The organism is Stenotrophomonas sp. PI_27, from assembly GCF_027854495.1.
Classification (GTDB): Bacteria; Pseudomonadota; Gammaproteobacteria; order Xanthomonadales; family Xanthomonadaceae; genus Stenotrophomonas; species Stenotrophomonas pavanii.
Genome location: NZ_JAJNOF010000012.1, coordinates 1 through 15,431, shown reverse-complemented (window position 1 = coordinate 15,431; position 15,431 = coordinate 1). Strand labels below are relative to the sequence as shown.

Sequence of the window (15,431 nt, the reverse complement as noted above, 5' to 3'; positions counted from 1 at the left end):
CCGCTTGCAAGAGGCGAGGGAATGCGATGTTCCGTTGGTTTGAATCCCTGATTCCAGTGTTCCCGCCCGTGGATGGGCGCATGCCACCGCGCAAGGTGCTGCCGTTCTACCTGCATTACCTGCGCCCGGTGTGGCCGGTGCTGCTGGCGACGCTGATCGCCGGCCTGCTGCTGGCGCTGGTGGAAGTGGCGATGTTCGATTACCTGGGCCGCATCGTCGACATGGTCGCCGAGCAGCCCGGTGCCGATTTCTTCAGGCGCCATGCCAATGAACTGGGCTGGATGCTGTTCATCACGGTCATCGCGCGGCCGATCCTGGTCGGCCTGCACAACCTGCTGGTCAACCAGGCCATCGTGCCCGGCCTGAGCAACCGCTCGCGCTGGCTGATGCACAACTACGTGGTGCGGCAGAGCCTGAGCTTCTTCCAGAACGACTTTGCCGGCAGCGTTGCCAACCGGGTGATGCAGACCGGTACCTCGCTGCGCGAGTCGGCGGTGCAGATGGTCGACTCGCTCTGGTACATCGTGGTCTATACCGGCACCGCGCTGTACCTGTTCGCGCAGGCCGACTGGCGGCTGATGGTGCCACTGATCCTGTGGCTGCTGGCCTACGCGGTGATCCTGGTCTACTTCGTCCCGCGCGCGAAGGAACGGGCCTGGATTGCGTCCGAAGCGCGTTCCAAGGCGATGGGCCGCATCGTCGATGGCTACACCAACATCCCCACGCTGAAGCTGTTCGCCCACGGCGGACGCGAGCAGGCCTACGTGGCCGAGTCGATCCAGGAGCTGGCAGTCAAGCACCGCGCGCAGACCCGGGTGACCACCGGCATGGACCTGACCATCGCCATCGTCAACGGTTTCCTGATTGCCGGTACCTGTGGCCTGGCCCTGTGGCTGTGGAATGGCGGCCACATCACCGTCGGCGCGATCACGCTCGCGACCGGCCTGGTGATCCGCATCCACAACATGTCCGGCTGGATCATGTGGACCATCAACGGCATCTTCGAGGACATCGGCACGGTACAGGATGGCATCACCACCATCGCCCAGCCGCTGACTGTGCAGGACCGCGAGGATGCGGTTCCGTTGCAGGTGACCCGCGGTGGCGTGCACTTCCAGGACATCCACTTCCACTATGGCAAGAAGGGCGGCGTGATCGCCGGCCTCGACCTGGTGGTGAAGCCGGGTGAGAAGATCGGCCTGGTCGGTCCCTCCGGCGCCGGCAAGTCGACCCTGGTCAACGTGCTGCTGCGCCTGTACGACCTGGAGAGCGGCCGCATCCTGATCGATGGTCAGGACATTGCCCACGTCACCCAGGAAAGCCTGCGCCAGCAGATCGGCGTGGTCACCCAGGACACCTCGCTGCTGCATCGCTCGATCCGCGACAACCTGTTGTATGGCCGTCCAGACGCAACCGAAGAGCAGTTGCGCGCTGCCGTGGCCAAGGCGCGTGCCGAAGCCTTCATCGACACGCTGGTGGACGGGCAGGGGCGTCGCGGCTACGACGCGCATGTCGGCGAGCGTGGCGTGAAGCTCTCCGGCGGCCAGCGCCAGCGCATCGCCATTGCCCGCGTGCTGTTGAAGGACGCCCCGATCCTGGTGCTGGACGAAGCCACCTCGGCGCTGGACTCGGAAGTGGAAGCGGCGATCCAGGACAGCCTGGATGAGCTGATGGGCGGCAAGACGGTGATCGCGATCGCGCACCGGCTGTCGACCATCGCGCGCATGGACCGGCTGGTGGTGATGGACCAGGGCCGCATCGTCGAGACCGGCAGCCATGCCGAGCTGATTGCCGCCGGTGGCCTGTACGCACGGTTGTGGGCGCGGCAGACCGGTGGTTTCGTGGCGGCCGATCAGTAACGGTTTCGGGGTCGGATCCCTTTCAGGAGGAAAGGGCTCTGACCCCGACGTGTCTCAGGAGACCTGCATGATCCGATGCCTGCGCCCGCTGCTGCTGGCACTTGGTTTGGCCACAACGGCCGCAGCCGCGGCGACGGCACCCGTGCAAGGCGAACAGCTCGAGCAGGTCGTCCTGCTCAGCCGCCACAACCTGCGCGCGCCGGTGGTCGCGTCGGGCGCCCTGGCCCATGCCACGCCAGAGCACTGGACACCCTGGGACGTAAGCCCCGGCGAGCTGACCACCAAGGGCGGCGTGCTGGAGGTCTACATGGGCCGCTACATCGGCCAGTGGCTGCGCCAGGCGCAGCTGCTGCCGGGGTCGGGTTGCCCGCAGCGGGCTGACTTCCACGCCCATGCCAACAGCCTGCAGCGCACCCAGGCCACCGCGCAGTTCTTCGTTGCCGGCGCATTCCCGGGTTGTCATGTGGAGGTCGAGCAGCGCAGGGCGCTGGGTACGATGGATCCGTTGTTCAATCCGGTGATCCACCGTGACGACGCGGCCTTCCGCAAGCGCGCGCTGGCGGCAATGCAGCAGTCGCTGGCCGCAGCAGATCTGGCACCGGCACTGTCCGTGGTGGAGGCGATCACCCTTTACTCGCAGTCGGCGGCCTGTGCGGGGCGCAGCGACTGCCATCTGACGCTGGCCGACACGACCTTCAGTGCGGAGCCGGGCAAGGAGCCACGCGCTTCGGGTTCACTGGCACTGGCCAGCGGTCTGGTCGATGCCCTGCTGATGGAGCATTACCAGGGAAGTGGCGTTCCGGGCGAAGGTTGGGGCCGCTTGAACGCGGAACGCCAATGGCAGGCGTTGGCGCAGATCCGTAACGGTTACCAGGACATCCTGTTTGGCACCCCTGACGTGGCACGGGACGTGGCCGCGCCGCTGCTGGCGGAGCTCGATGCCTTGTTCGACGATCCGGCGTCGCCCAGGGTGAGCCTGCTGGTCGGCCACGATTCGAACATCGGTTCGGTGCTGGCCGCAATGGGAATCGGTGACTACCGGCTGCCAGGGCAGTACGAGAAGACGCCCATTGGTGGCCTGCTGCAGTTCGAGCGTTGGCGTGACCGCCGGAGCGGTGGCGAGCGGTTCCGCTTGGCCTACGTCTATCCGACCTCCGCGCAGCTACGCGATGCCGTGCCGCTGACCGAGGCGCAGCCGCCGGGGCGCGTCGTGCTGCCCTTGCCAGGCTGCAATCGGCAGGGCTGCAGCCCTGCGCAGTTCAAGCACCTGCTGCAGCGGGGCCGTCGCTGGAACTGAAACAGAGGGCTATCGCAGCGGTGTGCGCACGATGCCCTGCGTGGCCATCAGCGTGAGGTCGCCGCCCAGCCGTGGCGAGTGGAACGGTCCGCGCGCATGCGCGGCGTCGAACACGCCGCCATCCGGTGAGCGCAGGCGGTAGAACTCGACCCAGCCGCTGGCCTGCAGGGGCAACTGGGCAACGCCGGTGTGCTGGTTGAACCATGCAGGGTCCCTGCTGCCTTCGATGACCCGTCGCGCCAGGCGGTCGATCGCGTGATCCCTGCTGGCATACCAGTCCTGGCCGCGCAGACGCGCCAGCTCGGCCATCATCACCAGTGGCGCCAATGCGTAGTCGTGGTAGTGCAGGGCCCGTTGCCCGCGGGCCATCTCCAGCGGCAGGCTGCCATCGTCCTGGATGTCATCGATGCCCTTCTGGAACGCGGCGTGGCCGGCCTGCCACAGCGCATCGTCGTCGGTGGCCAGTCCGGTGGCCAGCACGCCCAGGCCACCCCAGTAGTAGTGGTTGTTGCGGCGCCGTTTCGGGTTGTCCCAGTACGCCACGTTGGCCCGTGCCAGCTTCTGCAGCCAGGGATCGATGCGCGCACGCTGGCGGCCATCGGCCTGGTCGTGCACTTTCAGGTAGGCCATCGCCACTGCATCGAGCATCCATTGCCGCATGTAGAACGACTGATCGTTGTTGACCCGGATCATCTGCCCGAGCATGGCACCATCGTCGGCCCACGCCCCCAACCAGTTCAGCGTGCACTGTGCCGCTGCCGGGTCACCATCGCGCAGGTAGTCATCGCTCATGCGCGCCACGTCGGCGGCATAGCGGTCCAGCGGTGCAGTGGCGTCCTTGTTCTGCTGCTGCAGTGCCGGGTCGATCACCGAGCCGACCTTGTCGGTGTAGTAGCCAAGCGCGCGGATGTCCGGCTGGCCGGGCGGCGGCGCGGGGCAGGCGGCGAAGGCATCCGCACTGGCCAGCAGCGTGGGCAGCAGGGCGAGGCGAAGCAAGCGGAGAGACATTGGAAACCGGCGGAAGGGGGGAATCCGGCGAACGATGCGCCTGGCCATGTTGCCGGCACGTGATGCGGAGATGGCCTGGCGTTCCCCCACAAACAGATCGGCCCGGGTTTCCCCGGGCCGCTCCGCTTCATCTCACCCCGTCCCGATCACTCGATCGGCTGGTCCAGCATCAGCTGGCGTGCGAAACGCACCGGCGGTGCGCCGTAGGACAGCATCTGGTCGTGGTAGGCCTTGAGGTTGAACTTGTCGCCCAGCTTCTCCTGCACCGCCTTGCGGGTGTCGAAGTGTTCCTGCGCGCCGACGAAGTAGGTCGGCAGCTGCGCCGAGGTCAGCTGCGCACGCACCCACTTGCCGGCCGCTTCGCTTTCCTGCTGGAACGCGTCGTGGGTCATCAGGTGCATCGCCTTCTCGCGATCCCAATTGTCCACGTGCACGCCCTGGTCGAGGATCGCGTTGGAGATCGTGCGCAGGTAGAACTTCAGCTGCACCAGGTGGAACAGCGGGTCGTTGTTGAGGTAACCCTGCTCCTGCATCATGCGCTCGGTGTAGACCGCCCAGCCCTCGGCGAACAGGCCCGAACGCAGCACCGCACGCAGGGTGGAGGGGAACTTGGCCGAGTGCCAGCCTTCCAGGTAGTGGCCCGGAGTGCCTTCGTGGATGCTCAGCAGGTGGATCATGCGCGAGTTGTACTCACGCAGGAACGAGTCGACCTGCTTCTCGTTCCAGTCGTCCGGAATCGGCGACACGGCGTAGAAGGTCTTCAGGTTCTTGTCCAGCGGGCCCGGCGAATCGCAGTAGGCCACGGCCACGCCGCGCTGGAATTCCGGCATCAGGATGATGTCCACCGGCGCGTCGGGCAGGGTCATCAGGTCGTGTTCGCGCACGAATGCAGTGGACTGCGCCAGCGCGGCCTTGGCGTCGTCGACCACCTTGTCGCGTGCCGGCTTGTCGGCGTAGGCCAGTTCCAACGCGGCTTCGATTGCCTTCTGCTGCTGCTCGTCGGTCGGCTGGGCCGGCATCTCCGGCGCCCCCGGCTTGTCCTTCAGCACGGTCTGCGCGATGCCGTACATGTCCTGGCGAACGCGCGTCAGTTCGGCGCGCGCACGCTCACCGATCTGCTGGCGCGACAGCGAGGAGTTCAGCGCGAACTTCAGCTTCTGGTCGTACTTTTCCGCACCGATGCGGAAGTCGCCCTTCGCATTGGGTACCAGCGTCTTGTCCAGCCAGGTCTGCTGCTCGTCCACCGCCTTCTTCAGGCCCTCGATGGCCGCCTGCAGACGCTGCTGGTCGGCCTGCGGCAGTTCGCCGATGTGCGGGGTGATGAAGGTATCGACGATGCTGAGGATGCCCTTGTTCTGCTTGGCCACGGTCTCGGCGTGGATCTTCGGCACGCGGGCCGGATCCAGGTTCTCGCGCGCCTGGGCGAAGATCGCCGGCAGCTTTTCCATGCGCGCGGTGGCCGACTTCAGGCGTTCCGGTAGCGGCGCGAACTCACGCGCCATCAGGCCATAGATCGCACTGCCGGCGATGCCGTTGTACAGCTGCGGGTCCCACTTGCCGGACTGCAGCACTTCGGCGTTCCAGATTTCCGACTGCAGCTGGTTGCGCAGGATCGCCGCGTCCACCTGGTTCTCGCGGCCCAGCTTGGCCACATCGATCTTGTCCAGCTCGCCCAGCAACGCCTTGTAGGCGTCCACGGTCTTCTGCTGGCCGGCGGCGCTCAGGTCGTCCAGTTCGCTGTCGTAGCGGTGGTCGCCGATCTGGGTGGCGCTGACCGGCGACAGCTGCATCCAGGTGTCCAGCGCGCGCTTGGACAGATCGGCGAAGGCGGCGTCGACCGCCGCGTCAGCGGCCTGCTGGCCGGCGGCCGGGGCGGCAGCGGTGGTCGGGGCGTCGGCTGGCTGGCAACCGGCCAGCGCAGCGACCAGGGCGAGGGCAAGAAGATGCGGGCGCATCGGCGTTCCTGTACAGGGGCAAACCCCGAGCATAGGGCCCTGGGGCTGCTTTGTCCCCGTGCCATAGGATTACCATGGACACAGACAAGGACCCTCCAGCGGAGCGCAGGACATGCAATACCAGGGAAGCTGCCATTGCGGCAGGATCGCATTCACCGTACAGGCCGAGGCGCCGATCAGCGACGTCCTCGACTGCAACTGCTCGCTGTGCCGCCGCCGCGGCGGCCTGCTGTGGTTTGCCCCGCGTGAGGCGTTCGAGCTGGTCACCGATCCGGCGGACGTAGCCACCTACCATTTCAACAAGGCCCACATCGACCATCACCACTGCCGCACGTGCGGCATCGCACCCTACAGCGAGGCGGTCGACCCGCGTACCGGCACGCCGATGGTGGCGGTGAACGTGCGCTGCGTACCGCAGGTGGATCTGGCCGGTCTTTCGGTCACCTCTTACAACGGAGCCGCACTGTGACGGGCGCGCGCGCCTGGACGCGCAGCCTGGCGATGCCGGTGGTGCTGCTGGCATTGGCGGGCTGCGCCAAGCAGGGCGACATGGCCGCCGATGCGGGCGCCCCGGCCGCCGAGGCGGCGGTCGCGTCGCCGGAAGGTGCGTTCCTCGCCTATGAACATGACGTGCAGGTGCAGCTGGAGGCGGCGAAGATCGCACCGCGCATCCAGCAGATCGCCCAGGCCTGCCAGAGCGCGAAGTTCGGCGACTGCGCGGTATTGCAGGTCGACCAGCGCAGTGGCGAGCAACCCAGCGGTGAGGTCAAGGTGCGCATCGCGCCGAAGGGCGCCGAGCCGCTGATCGCGATGGCCGGTGAGGGCGGAACGCTGCAGTCGCGCACCACCCGCGCCGAGGATCTGGCACAGGCCGTGGCGGACACGGCGCTGACCAAGGCGCGGCTGGAGAAGGAACACGCCCGTCTGCTGTCCTACCAGGACCGCAAGGACCTGAAGATCGAAGACCTGATGGCGATCACCACGCGCCTGTCGGAAATCGAGGCCGGCGTCGAGCAGGCCAACAAGGACGCCGCGCAGCAGCGTCGTCGCATCGATACCCAGCTGGTGACGCTGCACTTCGAGACCACCTCTGGCCAGCGCAGCCGCAGCGAGATCGGCGAGGCGCTGAGCGAATCGGGCGGCATCCTCGGCAGCAGCGTCGCGTTCCTGATCCGCGCGGTGGCGGCCCTGCTGCCGGTGGGCGTGCTGGCCCTGGTCGTGGCCTGGGGGGCCCGCGCGTGGTGGCGTCGCCGCCGCCGCACGCTGCCGCCCAACGTCCGAGGTCAAGGCTGATGCCGGCCGCCGGCCGGCATCAGCCCTCGTCGGTCTCGTACTCGACGAACACATCCAGCTCCAGCGCCAGCTCCTGCACGGCGTCGCGTACCTTCTGCGCGGTGCTTTCATTGCCGACTTCCACTTCCAGCTCATGGATGCCGGGGCCGATGTCGTCGGACAGCCCGGCCGAACTGGAATCGTCGTCGTCCATGTGTGGCATCAGGTCGTCGGTTTCCTCGACATGTTCGATGCCGTCCAGGCCAAGCAGCAGGTCGCTGATGGCACGGGCGTCGTCTTCGGTTCCGGTGATGCGCAGTCGCAGCATGGCCATGGCGTAGGTACGTTGTGGAGGTGCACGCAGCCTAGCCAGCATCGGGCAAAGAACGGGTGAGGGCGAAGTCAGGCAAGCGTGGCCGGGCGGCCGAGCAGGCTTTCCGGCAACGCCGGAACCGGCGTGCGCTCGTCCTGCGCCTGTTCCAGCAACCAGTCGATGAACAGGCGTGCGGCGGGGCTGGGAGGCTGTCCCTCGGCGTGCACCACGTGATACGCGTAGCGCGCCTTCAGTGCGGGGCCGGGCAGGCGCACCACCTCGTAACGCTGCAGGTAGGGCTGGGCGATATGGGTGCGCGCCAGCACCGCGCCCATGCCATATACCGCCGCACGCATCGCATCGGTGCTGTCGGCGAAGGTGTGCATCGGTGGCAGCGGCGACGGGGGGCGCACGCCGGCGTGGCGGAACCAGTCGCGCCAGCCCTGCGGTGACAGGTCGGTGAGCAGCGGCAGGTCGGCGATGCGCGCCGGATCGAGCAGCGTTTCGACCCCGGCCAGCGCCGGTGAGGCCACCGGGAACAGGTAGTCATCCATCAGGTGCTGGGCACGCAGGCCCGGCCATTGGCCCAGCCCGTAGCGGATGCCGACTTCCGGTCCGTTGTCGTCGTAGCGATCCAGGCCGCTGCCGGTGTGCAGCTCGATGCGGATATGCGGATAGGCCTGGGTGAAGCGCGGCAGCCGGGGCAGCAACCAACAGTAGGAGAGCGAGCGCAGCGTGGTGATCCGCAGCGGCACGCTGTCGGCATCCGGATGCAGGTGGTGGGCCACCGCCGCAACGTCAGTGAATGCCGCGCTGGCGGCATCGGCCAGCTGCCGGCCCTCGGCGGTCAGGCGCACGCCGCGGGCGTGGCGCAGGAACAACCGGGTCTCCAGCACCTCCTCCAGGCGGCGCACGTGATGGCTGACCGAGCTGGCGGTCAGGTGCAGCTCCTGCGCGGCCTGGGCGAAGTTCTGGTGGCGCGCGGCGACCGCGAACACGGCCAGTGCGGGGAGCAGGGAAGGGCGTAGCTGCATGTCCAGCCTCAAACCATATTTGTGGCTGGCAGCGATACTACGCGCTTGTGCGGCGGGCGTCTGCGCCTGATCCTGTACGCCTTGACCAGGAACAGACGATGGACGGAGGCAGGACATGAATGCGGTCCCACAGGCAGCCGAGCGCGACTGGCGCACGCCGCTGGAATTGACCCTGCTGGGCGCCATCTGGGGTTGCTCGTTCCTGTTCATGCGGGTGGCGGTGCCCTCGTTCGGCCCGTTCGCGCTGGTCGAGCTTCGGCTGGTGCTGGGTGCGCTGGTGCTGCTGCCGTTCCTGTGGCGCGCCCGCGCACAGTTCCCGCCACGGCGCTGGCTGTGGCTGGCACCGATCGGCCTGATCAACTCGGCGCTGCCGTTCGTGCTGTTCGCCTACGCGGCCGAGCAGGCACCGGCCGCGATCGGTGCGATCTGCAATGCGATGACCGTGCTGTTCGCCGCGCTGATCGCGTTCCTGTTCTTCGGTGAAAAGATCGGCATGCGCCGTGCGGGCGCGCTGCTGGTCGGCTTCGCCGGCGTGGTGGTCCTGGCCACGGCCAAGGTCTCGGGCCTGAGCATCGGCACTGCAGTGCTGGCCGGTGCGGCGGCCTCGCTGCTGTACGGCCTCGGCGTGAACCTGGTGAAGCGGCATATGACCGGCCTGCCGTCGGCCGCGGCCGCTGCGGCAACGCTGTCGTGTGCCTCGCTGTGGATGCTGCCGATGGCGGTGACCCACTGGCCGCAGGCGGCGATTCCACTGAAGGCCTGGGGCGCAGCGATCGCGCTGGGCGTCGCCTGTACCGGCCTGGCGTTCCTGATGTTCTACCGCCTGATCGGCCGCATCGGCCCGTCGCGTGCGTCGACGGTGACCTACCTGATTCCGCTGTTCGGCGCGGCGTTTGCGTGGTTGTTCCTGGGTGAGCCGGTGACGCTGCAGATGCTGATTGCCGGTGCGTTGATTCTGGGTAGTGTGGCGGTGAGTCAGAAGGGCTGAGGCGTTGGCGTTTTGCGCGTTGCGCGTGCTGAAGGTGCTTCATCGTTCATGGGCGTTACTTTTCTTTGTGCGCAAAGAAAAGTAACCAAAAGAAACGCTCCGCCGGTCACGAGCCGATGCGCGTTGCGCATCGGTGCCCTGCGCTCCTCGGCCCGTCGAGGGACGGCGCGGGAACTCGCTGCGCTCAGACACCCGCGCCTCTTCGCCCTCGCCGGACCTGCGGTGCTCGGCTCGCTCAAGGCGGACTGGAAGATCAAGATCAACAGCAAGAGCATCCACGCATGGCGTGGATCTACTGGGTGCAGCTGTGGCATTTGATCTGGGTCCGCCTTGAGCGAGCCGAGCATCGCAGGGGAACCAGGGGCGAAGAGGTGCCGATGTCCTGTAGAGCCGACTGCTAGTCGGCTGCCTTGTGCACACCGTCCCCTGATTCACCGAGAAGCGCAGGGGACCGACGTGCGAAGCACGGCGGCTCGCGACCGGCGGCGCGCTTCTTTTGGTTACTTTTCTTTGCGTACAAAGAAAAGTAACGCCCATGAACCGTGAAGCACCTTCAGCACGCGCCGCGCGCAGAACCCGCGACGGCGTTACTTCACCGGCACCGGAATATTGCACAGATCGATATGCCCGGCCGGACGCTTGTAGAAATCATCCACGCGATTGCGCCGTGCTTCGACCGTATCGGCGAAGGTCTTCGAGTCGGTACGCAGCACCTGGATCGGCGTGCGCTCGGCCACTGGCACGTCGCTGGCGCGGCGGATCGATACGATCGGCGTGCGCAGCGTCGGGTCGGTGTAGAAGCCCATCGGCGCCGGCCCACGCGGCGTCGCGCTGAGCAGCTCCATGCCCTTCAGCACGCGACCGACCAGGGTGATGTTGCGGTCCAGCTGGCGCGGCGACTGGCCGGTCACCACGTACAGTTCGGCGCCGATGCTGCTGTCCTCTTCGTTGCTGCGGCCCGCGCCCAGCATGCCGTAGCAGTGCGCCAGCCAGGCCTTGCCGGCCTGCGGGTCCTGGCCGACCGGGAAGCCGTCGACGAAACCGGTCTGCGCGGCCCAGCCATCACGGTCCGGCAGCACGCTGACCTTCAGGCCGGCGCTGGCGCGCTCGAACTCGGCCGGCAGCTTGCGCGCGGCACTGCCGAACGGCTTGGCCTTGGCTGCGTCATCGGCGTCGGCATCGCCGAACTGCACCACGAAGTTGTCCTGCGAACGGTAGATGCTGGTGCCGTCCCAGAAATGCTCGTGGGCGAAGGTCTGGATGTTGGCGACATGGCGCGGGGCGAACTGCGGTGCCAGCTCGATGATGACCCGACCGGCCGGGAGGTCCATGTACAGCAGGTTGGCCGGGTCCGGGGTGCGCCAGTCGCTGGCCGCCGAGGCGTCGAGGATCTGCTGCGGGCTGCGGTAGGGCGTGGCCGCGCTGGCGAGGGCGGGCAGCAGGCAGGACAGGGCGAGGGCGGTCAGGGCAAGGCAACGGCGGTGCGGCATGGGAACCCCGGAACATGAACGAGGCTTCGATTCTGCGCGAGCCGCGCAGTCGCGCCAACCGGCAGAGTGACTAACGACACATTCGCTATACCGAACTTCGCACTACTGTGGACTTCAACGTAGTGGAGGGCCGGTCATGTCCGAGGACGATGTCCACCTGAAGAAGTTCCAGAAGGAGCTCAGCGCTGGAACGGTATCGCTGGCCCTGCTGGCGGTGCTGGCCCGAGCCGGGGAGCCGCTGTACGGCTACCTCATTGCCAAGGAGCTGGAGCGGGTGGGCGAGGGCGTGCTGAGCGGCAAGCAGAGTGCGCTGTACCCGGTGCTGCGCAACCTGGAGGGCGCCGGCCTGCTGGAAAGCCACGTGGAGCCGTCCAGCAGCGGTCCGCCGCGCCGCTACTACCGCATCAATGAACGTGGCCGCGAAGTGCTGGCGCAGTGGCGCCAGGCCTGGCAGGCCACCCGCGATTCCGTCGATTCCGTGTTGGAGGGGGTACCGCAATGAACGACCCGAGCCTGGCAGGCCGCGCCCTGCCCACGACCATCCCGCAGTACCTGGCGCAGCTGCGCGCGGCGCTGGAAGGCGCCGACCCGGCGATGGTGCAGGACGCGCTGTATGACGCCGAGGAATACCTGCGCTCGGAGCTGGCGGCGCAGCCCGGCCGCAGCGAAGCCGAGGTGATCGCCGACGTGGCCGGCAGCTATGGCGCCCCGGATGAAGTGGCCGAGATCTACCGCGAGACCGAAGTGACGGTCAATCGCGCGCTGCGCACGCCGCGTGCGGACACCGCGCCGGTGCTGCGTGCGGCGGCCGAAGCCAGTGGCGTCGAGCCGGCCGCACCGCCGCCGGCACCGGTGCCGCGTTCGCTGCTGGCGCGCTTCTTCGGCGTGGTGGCCGATCCGCACACCTATGGCGCGCTCTTCTACATGCTGCTGTCGCTGGCCACGGGCATCTTCTTCTTCACCTGGGTGGTGACCGGCCTGTCGCTGTCGCTCGGCCTGCTGATCCTGATCGTCGGCATTCCGCTGACCGTGCTGTTCTTCGGCTCGGTGCGCGGGCTGGCGCTGCTGGAAGGTCGGCTGGTGGAAGCGTTGCTGGGCGAGCGCATGCCGCGCCGCCCGCGCTACACCGACCGCAGCCGCACCTGGCTGCAGCGCATCGGCGACATGTTCACCGACGGGCGCACCTGGCTGACCCTGCTGTACTTCGTGCTGATGCTGCCGCTGGGCATCATCTACTTCACCATCGCGGTGACGTTGCTCTCGCTGTCGCTGAGCCTGATCTGGGCGCCGGTCGCGGCGATCTTCAGTGGTGACATCCCGGGCGTGTACATCAACGACATGAATGTACTGCCGATGGCGGCCTCGCCGCTGGTGGCGATCACGTTGGCCGCGGCCGGCGCGCTGCTGCTGGTGCTGACCCTGCACCTGGCCCGTGGCATCGGCAAGCTGCACGGGCTGATCGCCAAGAACCTGCTGGTGCGGTTGTAACAGGCCAAGGGTCGGAGCCCTGTTCGCAGAACAGGGCTCTGACCCGGGATCCCATCATGCTGGGGTCAGAGCCCTTTCCGTTGGAACGGGCTCCGACCCCTGCGGGGAATCAACCCGCCTTCCGGCGCAACGGGGTGACGTTGCTTTTCTTCTTCGTGGCCCTGGCTGCCGGTGCTTCGGCATGCGCGGCGAAGAAGTCGCGGACCTTCGGGTACACCACTTCGCGCCAGCGACGGCCACTGAAGATGCCGTAGTGCCCCGCACCTTCGACGATGAAATGCTCGCGGCGATCGGCCGCGATGCCGGTGCACAGCGCCTGCGCCGCCTCGGTCTGGCCAAGGCCGGCGATGTCGTCCAGCTCGCCTTCGATGCTCAGCAGCGCGGTATCGCGGATCGCCGACGGATCGACCTTCTCGCCGTTCACCACCCACTCGCCACGCGGCAGCAGGAAGTCCTGGAACACCACGCGGATGGTGTCCAGGTAGTACTTGGCCGGCATGTCCAGCACCGCGTTGTACTCGTCGTAGAAACGACGGTGCGCGTCGGCGTCTTCCAGGTCGCCCTTGACCAGGTCGGTGTAGAAATCCCAGTGCGAGCTGAAGTGGCGGCTCGGGTTCATCGACAGGAAGCCGGCGTGCTGCAGGAAGCCCGGGTACACGCGACGACCGGCACCCGGATAGCTGGCCGGCACGGTGTGGATGACGTTGTTCTCGAACCACGACAGCGGGTTCTGCGTGGCCAGGTTGTTCACTGCGGTCGGGCTGCAGCGCGCATCGATCGGGCCACCCATCATCACCAGCGTGCGCGGCGTCGGTTCGCCACGGCTGGCCATCAGTGAAACCGCGGCCAGCACCGGTACGGTCGGCTGGCACACGCTCACCACGTGCAGGCGTTCGACGCCGAGGTGGCGGATGAACTCCTGGATGTAGGCGATGTAGTCATCCAACCCGAACTCGCCTTCGCTGGACGGCACCATGCGCGCGTCGACCCAGTCGGTGACGTACACGCGGTGGTCGCGCAGCAGCGTACGCACGGTATCGCGCAGCAGCGTGGCGTGGTGGCCCGACAGCGGCGCCACCACCAGCACGAACGGCTGGTTGAGCATGGTGTGCAGCTGGTCGGCTTCATTGCTGTGGCGCTTGAAGCGCAGCAGCTTGCAGAACGGCTTGCTCACTTCCTCGTGCACGACGATCGGCACGCGCTCGCCTTCGACCTCGATTTCGTTGATGCCCCACTCGGGCTTCTCGTAATCCTTGCCGATGCGATGGAAGAGTTCATTGACCGCCGCCAGGCGATCGGCACCGGGCATCTGCGACCACCAGTGGCCCGGGTTGGCGAAGAACTTGGCGTTGGCCTGGGCCTGGTGCACCCACGGGGCGAGCAGGTTGCGGGTCAGTTCGTGCAGTTGATAGAGCATGACGACCGAATATGTATGGTCATATGTTGCCGCGCAGCATATCCCATCCGGGTGTCCCGCAGGTTAAGTCGGCTGAAAATAATGAATCCGGATTCACATCCGCTCCAGCGCGGCGGCATCGCCTGCCAGGGCGGGGCCGAGCCAGCAGTGCGACCCTACCGGCTGCAGGCCCTGGCGGGTCAGCTCACGCCGGTACCAGCGCCCCGGGCGCGCCTGGAAGCCGTCGTGGTCGCCTTCGAACGCGTCCTCGGCGGCGAAGGTCTCCAGGAAGGCCACCCCGCCGGTCAGCTCGGCCAGGCCGGCCAGGCCGGCGCGCAGTTCACGGTTGGGCACGTAATGCATCACGTCCGAGCAGACCAGCAGGTCGACCGGTGCGCAGGGCCGCAGCCAGGCGAAATCGCCGAAGCGCGCCAGGTGCAGGTTGCGGGTCCTGCCGTAGCGGCGCACAGCGTACTCGCTGCTGTCGAAGCCAAGGTATTCGACCTTCGGACGCAGCTTCAGCAGCGGCGCGCGCCAGGCGCCTTCACCGCAGCCGATGTCCAGCACGCTGCGGATCGGCCGCTCCAGGTAGTACTCGGCGCTGGCCACGGCCAATGCGACCTTGCGCGCCAGGCGGGCGCTGCCGCCGATGTCGGCACGGCGGTACCAGCGTTGGAAGTAGGCGGCATCGTAGGTCTTGTCCATGGGGCGGTGCGCGATCGGGGGAAAACGGCGCCTATCGTACGGTGTTGCGACGCGCCATGCGTCGATGTGTCGCGGCATGCGTGGCTGCGGCGGCTTCGCCACGGCATGCGAGAATGGCCGCCAACCTACGCCAGCCGCCGGAGCGAGCGCATGCAGAGCTACTACTGGGTCAAGACCTTCCACATCGTGTTCGTGGTGGCGTGGATGGCCACGGTGTTCTACCTGCCGCGCATCCTGGTCAACCTGGCTGAAACCGCGGGCCAGCCAGCGGTGAGCGAGCGCCTGCAGCTGATGGGCCTGCGTCTGTACCGCTTCGGCCACTCGATGTTCGGGCTGGCGTTCCTGCTCGGCCTGGTGCTGTGGCTGGGCTACAAGGTCATCCCCGATTTCCCGACCATGGTCGCTCCCGGCGGCGCCGGTTGGCTGCACGCCAAGCTGGGCCTGGTGGTGCTGCTGCTGGTGTATTTCGGCTGGACCGGTCGCCTGCTCAAGGGCGTGGCCAAGGGCCGGGCGCTGCCGTCGTCGCGCGCGCTGCGCTGGATCAACGAGATCCCGCTGCTGGCGTTCATTCCCATCGTGTGGCTGGTGCTGGCCAAGCCGTTCTGAGGCGGGGTCACCTGCGCCCG

General features: G+C 67.3%; 15 protein-coding genes. 8 read left to right on the top strand and 7 right to left on the bottom strand.

The features are described from left to right. Positions 1 to 26 precede the first annotated feature (26 nt). Both smrA and agp read left to right on the top strand, forming a co-directional pair. Positions 27 to 1,859, top strand: coding sequence for a multidrug efflux ABC transporter SmrA (smrA, locus tag LRM18_RS15120; protein ID WP_049470159.1), 1,833 nt, complete (start codon positions 27 to 29; stop codon positions 1,857 to 1,859). Between the two features lie 67 nt (positions 1,860 to 1,926). Further along, positions 1,927 to 3,156: a bifunctional glucose-1-phosphatase/inositol phosphatase gene (gene agp, locus LRM18_RS15115; RefSeq protein ID WP_270954928.1), complete on the top strand. Its 1,230-nt coding sequence runs from the start codon at positions 1,927 to 1,929 to the stop codon at positions 3,154 to 3,156. A gap of 9 nt (positions 3,157 to 3,165) precedes the next feature. Here the strand turns inward: agp and LRM18_RS15110 are convergent, their stop codons facing one another. Together LRM18_RS15110 and LRM18_RS15105 are read right to left on the bottom strand one after the other, a co-directional pair. Continuing rightward, the gene (locus tag LRM18_RS15110; protein ID WP_336297086.1) at positions 3,166 to 4,164 is read right to left on the bottom strand and encodes a polysaccharide lyase; all 999 of its coding nucleotides are present in this window, start codon (positions 4,162 to 4,164) and stop codon (positions 3,166 to 3,168) included. A 146-nt stretch (positions 4,165 to 4,310) separates the two neighbouring features. Beyond that, a complete protein-coding gene (locus LRM18_RS15105) occupies positions 4,311 to 6,119 on the bottom strand; it encodes a DUF885 domain-containing protein (RefSeq protein WP_064237978.1) in 1,809 nt (602 codons plus the stop codon). A 112-nt stretch (positions 6,120 to 6,231) separates the two neighbouring features. Here LRM18_RS15105 and LRM18_RS15100 point away from each other — a divergent pair, with 112 nt between their 5' ends. Further along, the gene (locus LRM18_RS15100) at positions 6,232 to 6,588 is read left to right on the top strand and encodes a GFA family protein (protein ID WP_049470176.1); all 357 of its coding nucleotides are present in this window, start codon (positions 6,232 to 6,234) and stop codon (positions 6,586 to 6,588) included. A 32-nt stretch (positions 6,589 to 6,620) separates the two neighbouring features. Continuing rightward, the gene (locus tag LRM18_RS15095) at positions 6,621 to 7,412 is read left to right on the top strand and encodes a DUF4349 domain-containing protein (protein WP_270954978.1); all 792 of its coding nucleotides are present in this window, start codon (positions 6,621 to 6,623) and stop codon (positions 7,410 to 7,412) included. A 19-nt stretch (positions 7,413 to 7,431) separates the two neighbouring features. On the opposite strand, the gene LRM18_RS15090 is transcribed toward LRM18_RS15095, so the two are convergent. Then, complete coding sequence (locus tag LRM18_RS15090) at positions 7,432 to 7,725, bottom strand: hypothetical protein (protein ID WP_005415831.1); 294 nt, start codon at positions 7,723 to 7,725, stop codon at positions 7,432 to 7,434. Between the two features lie 68 nt (positions 7,726 to 7,793). Continuing rightward, entirely contained in the window at positions 7,794 to 8,738 is a 945-nt protein-coding gene (locus LRM18_RS15085; RefSeq protein WP_270954926.1) for a LysR substrate-binding domain-containing protein, read from the bottom strand. Positions 8,739 to 8,853: 115 nt separating this feature from the next. Between LRM18_RS15085 and LRM18_RS15080 the strand changes: the two genes are divergently transcribed. Then, positions 8,854 to 9,726 (top strand): DMT family transporter, encoded by an 873-nt coding sequence (locus tag LRM18_RS15080; protein WP_053506845.1) that lies wholly within the window; start codon positions 8,854 to 8,856, stop codon positions 9,724 to 9,726. A 587-nt stretch (positions 9,727 to 10,313) separates the two neighbouring features. Here LRM18_RS15080 and LRM18_RS15075 read toward each other — a convergent pair. Further along, the gene (locus LRM18_RS15075; RefSeq protein ID WP_270954925.1) at positions 10,314 to 11,216 is read right to left on the bottom strand and encodes a peptidylprolyl isomerase; all 903 of its coding nucleotides are present in this window, start codon (positions 11,214 to 11,216) and stop codon (positions 10,314 to 10,316) included. A 136-nt stretch (positions 11,217 to 11,352) separates the two neighbouring features. Here LRM18_RS15075 and LRM18_RS15070 point away from each other — a divergent pair, with 136 nt between their 5' ends. Next, positions 11,353 to 11,718 carry a PadR family transcriptional regulator gene (locus LRM18_RS15070; RefSeq protein ID WP_004150914.1) on the top strand — a complete coding sequence of 122 codons (366 nt, stop codon included), beginning with the start codon at positions 11,353 to 11,355 and terminating at the stop codon, positions 11,716 to 11,718. Next, on the top strand, positions 11,715 to 12,704 hold the full coding sequence (locus LRM18_RS15065; protein WP_270954924.1) for a sensor domain-containing protein: 990 nt from the start codon (positions 11,715 to 11,717) through the stop codon (positions 12,702 to 12,704). The genes LRM18_RS15070 and LRM18_RS15065 overlap by 4 nt, the downstream gene beginning before the upstream one ends. Positions 12,705 to 12,813: 109 nt before the next feature. Here the strand turns inward: LRM18_RS15065 and phaZ are convergent, their stop codons facing one another. Next, positions 12,814 to 14,121: a polyhydroxyalkanoate depolymerase gene (gene phaZ / locus LRM18_RS15060; protein WP_164688223.1), complete on the bottom strand. Its 1,308-nt coding sequence runs from the start codon at positions 14,119 to 14,121 to the stop codon at positions 12,814 to 12,816. Between the two features lie 93 nt (positions 14,122 to 14,214). Next, positions 14,215 to 14,805, bottom strand: a complete 591-nt coding sequence (locus tag LRM18_RS15055) for a class I SAM-dependent methyltransferase (RefSeq protein ID WP_270954923.1) — start codon at positions 14,803 to 14,805, stop codon at positions 14,215 to 14,217. Positions 14,806 to 14,955: 150 nt separating this feature from the next. Here LRM18_RS15055 and LRM18_RS15050 point away from each other — a divergent pair, with 150 nt between their 5' ends. After that, entirely contained in the window at positions 14,956 to 15,411 is a 456-nt protein-coding gene (locus LRM18_RS15050) for a CopD family protein (RefSeq protein ID WP_057493531.1), read from the top strand. Positions 15,412 to 15,431 lie beyond the last annotated feature (20 nt).

What these genes read in the sequence shown, in the direction of transcription:
- LRM18_RS15095 (WP_270954978.1), top strand. Translation starts at nt 6,621, where the DNA reads ATGCCGGTGGTGCTGCTGGCATTGGCGGGCTGCGCCAAGCAGGGCGAC.
- LRM18_RS15085 (WP_270954926.1), bottom strand. Translation starts at nt 8,738, where the DNA reads ATGCAGCTACGCCCTTCCCTGCTCCCCGCACTGGCCGTGTTCGCGGTC.
- agp (WP_270954928.1), top strand. Translation starts at nt 1,927, where the DNA reads ATGATCCGATGCCTGCGCCCGCTGCTGCTGGCACTTGGTTTGGCCACA.
- LRM18_RS15075 (WP_270954925.1), bottom strand. Translation starts at nt 11,216, where the DNA reads ATGCCGCACCGCCGTTGCCTTGCCCTGACCGCCCTCGCCCTGTCCTGC.
- smrA (WP_049470159.1), top strand. Translation starts at nt 27, where the DNA reads ATGTTCCGTTGGTTTGAATCCCTGATTCCAGTGTTCCCGCCCGTGGAT.
- LRM18_RS15090 (WP_005415831.1), bottom strand. Translation starts at nt 7,725, where the DNA reads ATGGCCATGCTGCGACTGCGCATCACCGGAACCGAAGACGACGCCCGT.
- LRM18_RS15110 (WP_336297086.1), bottom strand. Translation starts at nt 4,164, where the DNA reads ATGTCTCTCCGCTTGCTTCGCCTCGCCCTGCTGCCCACGCTGCTGGCC.
- LRM18_RS15100 (WP_049470176.1), top strand. Translation starts at nt 6,232, where the DNA reads ATGCAATACCAGGGAAGCTGCCATTGCGGCAGGATCGCATTCACCGTA.
- LRM18_RS15105 (WP_064237978.1), bottom strand. Translation starts at nt 6,119, where the DNA reads ATGCGCCCGCATCTTCTTGCCCTCGCCCTGGTCGCTGCGCTGGCCGGT.
- LRM18_RS15050 (WP_057493531.1), top strand. Translation starts at nt 14,956, where the DNA reads ATGCAGAGCTACTACTGGGTCAAGACCTTCCACATCGTGTTCGTGGTG.
- LRM18_RS15065 (WP_270954924.1), top strand. Translation starts at nt 11,715, where the DNA reads ATGAACGACCCGAGCCTGGCAGGCCGCGCCCTGCCCACGACCATCCCG.
- LRM18_RS15080 (WP_053506845.1), top strand. Translation starts at nt 8,854, where the DNA reads ATGAATGCGGTCCCACAGGCAGCCGAGCGCGACTGGCGCACGCCGCTG.
- LRM18_RS15070 (WP_004150914.1), top strand. Translation starts at nt 11,353, where the DNA reads ATGTCCGAGGACGATGTCCACCTGAAGAAGTTCCAGAAGGAGCTCAGC.
- phaZ (WP_164688223.1), bottom strand. Translation starts at nt 14,121, where the DNA reads ATGCTCTATCAACTGCACGAACTGACCCGCAACCTGCTCGCCCCGTGG.
- LRM18_RS15055 (WP_270954923.1), bottom strand. Translation starts at nt 14,805, where the DNA reads ATGGACAAGACCTACGATGCCGCCTACTTCCAACGCTGGTACCGCCGT.